This window comes from Paenarthrobacter sp. 10N417 (assembly GCF_056394745.1).
This window is the reverse complement of the sequence record NZ_JBFTIL010000047.1, coordinates 1-3,418: the sequence shown is the minus strand read 5'-3', so window position 1 is coordinate 3,418 and position 3,418 is coordinate 1. Positions and strand designations below refer to the sequence as shown.

Annotated in this window: 1 rRNA gene; it reads left to right on the top strand. The window is 55.5% G+C overall.

Going from position 1 to position 3,418, the window contains the following annotated elements:
- Positions 1-343: 343 nt before the first annotated feature.
- A 23S ribosomal RNA gene (locus tag AC1DCM_RS26425) occupies positions 344-3,412 on the top strand.
- The last annotated feature ends 6 nt before the right edge of the window (positions 3,413-3,418 follow it).

Genomic DNA, 3,418 nt, shown 5'->3' with positions numbered 1-3,418 from the left:
ATGGGTGGATGACGGGTTGTCAGTGTTGCCCATTGCGCAGGCGTCTGTTCTGCGGTGGGTGCTCATGGGTGGAAACATCAACGAATCAAACTTCTTTGGCATGGCCTTTACCGGTTGTGTCCTGGTGYYAGTACGGCAACCCGTGCCCYTTTTGGGGGTGTGGTGTTGTGTGGAACGCTGCCGGGGCGTGGGTGGTGGGGTTGTGTTTGGCGCACTGTTGGGTCCTGAGGCAACAGGACCTTTTTGCAGCAATGCAGGGGGGCATCTTCTGGTGTTTCTTTTGTTCCTGCTTCCGGTACTTACCGTCTGTTCCCTTTGTGGGTGGTGGTGGTCTGGTTGATGGGGTTGTTGTTTGAGAACTACATAGTGGACGCGAGCATCTAGAACACACACTTGTGTGTGTTCTTACAGCAGGTGATTGTGTGACCCGCATCTGAACACATAGGGTGCGTGGGGGGAACGCGGGGAAGTGAAACATCTCAGTACCCGCAGGAAGAGAAAACAAGAGTGATTCCGTTAGTAGTGGCGAGCGAACGCGGATCAGGCTAAACCGTTTCCATGTGTGATAGCCGGCGGGCGTTGCATGGGCGGGGTTGTGGGACTTTCCGTACTGGTTCTGCCGGACTGGTGGGGTGTGTAGTGCAGGCATAGGTGAACGGTCTTGAAAGGCCGGCCAGAGAGGGTGTGAGCCCCGTAACCGTAATGTTGTGTACCGCCTGGAGAGGATCCCAAGTAGCACGGGGCCCGAGAAATCCCGTGCGAATCTGTCAGGACCACCTGATAAGCCTAAATACTTCCTAATGACCGATAGCGGACCAGTACCGTGAGGGAAAGGTGAAAAGTACCCCGGGAGGGGAGTGAAACAGTACCTGAAACCGTGTGCTTACAATCCGTCGGAGCCAGTCTGATTCTGGTGACGGCGTGCCTTTTGAAGAATGAGCCTGCGAGTTAGTGTTACGTCGCGAGGTTAACCCGTGTGGGGTAGCCGTAGCGAAAGCGAGTCTGAACAGGGCGAGTGTAGTGGCGTGATCTAGACCCGAAGCGGAGTGATCTACCCATGGCCAGGTTGAAGCGACGGTAAGACGTCGTGGAGGACCGAACCCACTTCAGTTGAAAATGGAGGGGATGAGCTGTGGGTAGGGGTGAAAGGCCAATCAAACTCCGTGATAGCTGGTTCTCCCCGAAATGCATTTAGGTGCAGCGTTGCGTGTTTCTTGCCGGAGGTAGAGCTACTGGATGGCCGATGGGCCCTACAAGGTTACTGACGTCAGCCAAACTCCGAATGCCGGTAAGTGAGAGCGCAGCAGTGAGACTGTGGGGGATAAGCTTCATAGTCGAGAGGGAAACAGCCCAGACCACCAACTAAGGCCCCTAAGCGTGTGCTAAGTGGGAAAGGATGTGGAGTTGCGAAGACAACCAGGAGGTTGGCTTAGAAGCAGCCATCCTTGAAAGAGTGCGTAATAGCTCACTGGTCAAGTGATTCCGCGCCGACAATGTAGCGGGGCTCAAGTACACCGCCGAAGTTGTGGATTTCACACAGTGCCCTAGCCTTCGTGGTTCAGGGGTGTGGAGTGGTAGGGGAGCGTCGTGTGGGCAGTGAAGTCGCGGTGGAAACCAGCGGTGGAGCCTACACGAGTGAGAATGCAGGCATGAGTAGCGAAAGACGGGTGAGAAACCCGTCCGCCGAATGATCAAGGGTTCCAGGGTCAAGCTAATCTGCCCTGGGTAAGTCGGGACCTAAGGCGAGGCCGACAGGCGTAGTCGATGGACAACGGGTTGATATTCCCGTACCGGCGAAAAACCGCCCATGCCAAGCGGGGGATACTAACCGCCCGGAGCCTGCCCTATCACCCTTGTGGTGTGTGGGTTTTGGCCGAGCGCGGGATCTGATCCCGGGAGGTAAGCGTATTAACAGGTGTGACGCAGGAAGGTAGCCGGGCCGGGCGATGGTTGCCCCGGTCCAAGGATGTAGGGTCAGGGATAGGCAAATCCGTTCCTGTGTGTTTCGAGCACGATCCTGAGATCTGATGGGACCCCCGTWTGGGGGGATCCGGTGATCCTATGCTGCCTAGAAAAGCATCGACGCGAGGTTTTAGCCGCCCGTACCCCAAACCGACACAGGTGATCAGGTAGAGAATACCAAGGCGATCGAGAGAATTATGGTTAAGGAACTCGGCAAAATGCCCCCGTAACTTCGGGAGAAGGGGGGCCTGCCCCGTGATACAGACTTGCTCTGTGGAGCGGGTGTGGGCCGCAGAGACCAGGGGGAAGCGACTGTTTACTAAAAACACAGGTCCGTGCGAAGTCGCAAGACGATGTATACGGACTGACTCCTGCCCGGTGCTGGAAGGTTAAGAGGACCGGTTAGCCCCTTRCGGGCGAAGCTGAGAATTTAAGCCCCAGTAAACGGCGGTGGTAACTATAACCATCCTAAGGTAGCGAAATTCCTTGTCGGGTAAGTTCCGACCTGCACGAATGGAGTAACGACTTCCCCGCTGTCTCAACCATAAACTCGGCGAAATTGCAGTACGAGTAAAGATGCTCGTTACGCGCAGCAGGACGGAAAGACCCCGAGACCTTTACTATAGTTTGGTATTGGTGTTCGGAGTGGCTTGTGTAGGATAGGTGGGAGACGTTGAAGCCCGGACGCCAGTTCGGGTGGAGTCATCGTTGAAATACCACTCTGGTCACTTTGGACATCTAACTTCGGCCCGTGATCCGGGTCAGGGACAGTGCCTGATGGGTAGTTTAACTGGGGCGGTTGCCTCCTAAAAAGTAACGGAGGCGCCCAAAGGTTCCCTCAGCCTGGTTGGCAATCAGGTGTCGAGTGTAAGTGCACAAGGGAGCTTGACTGTGAGAGAGACATCTCAAGCAGGGACGAAAGTCGGGACTAGTGATCCGGCGGTACATTGTGGAATGGCCGTCGCTCAACGGATAAAAGGTACCTCGGGGATAACAGGCTGATCTTGCCCAAGAGTCCATATCGACGGCATGGTTTGGCACCTCGATGTCGGCTCGTCGCATCCTGGGGCTGGAGTAGGTCCCAAGGGTTGGGCTGTTCGCCCATTAAAGCGGTACGCGAGCTGGGTTTAGAACGTCGTGAGACAGTTCGGTCCCTATCCGCTGCGCGCGCAGGAAATTTGAGAAGGGCTGTCCTTAGTACGAGAGGACCGGGACGGACGAACCTCTGGTGTGTCAGTTGTACTGCCAAGTGCATCGCTGATTAGCTACGTTCGGATGGGATAACCGCTGAAAGCATCTAAGCGGGAAGCTCGCTTCAAGATGAGATTTCCATACACAATTTGTGTGAGAGGCCCCCAGCCAGACCACTGGGTTGATAGGCCGGATGTGGAAGCGAGGACTAAAGACTCGTGAAGCTGACCGGTACTAATAGGCCAACAACTTACACCACACACAA